Below are 272 nucleotides of genomic sequence, written 5' to 3'. Positions count from 1 at the left end.
GGTAGAGAGTGCGGGTGCTATAGTTCTGGCTCACAGGACCTCCGAGATGTCAGGGATCGGGTGCCAAGCAACAACGTAACCCTGATCCTCATAGTTTTCTGGGTACATGCCCTCACGCAGATCGGCTTCGACCCAACCGCCGTGCACCTTGGAATAGGCCCACAGTTTCGGCGGAATGTAGCGTGTGCCATCCTCACGTTCGAGGCAGACAATGGCGGGCTCCGAATAGTCGTTACCGTAGTACATGTCGTACAGAGGTGCCGGCTTAGGAC

Annotated in this window: 1 protein-coding gene; it reads right to left on the bottom strand. The window is 56.6% G+C overall.

The genetic code is table 11. The features are described 5' to 3' along the window. Nucleotides 1–30: 30 nt before the first annotated feature. Nucleotides 31–272, bottom strand: a 242-nt coding sequence (locus tag ACZ2V4_RS11805; RefSeq protein ID WP_490514963.1) for a hypothetical protein, incomplete at its 5' end; no start/stop codon positions are given.

This window comes from Macrococcus sp. CoH-51_TC_04, assembly GCF_058188655.1.
The sequence above is the reverse complement of the archived record's forward strand: the minus strand, read 5'-3'. Positions and strand labels throughout refer to the sequence as shown.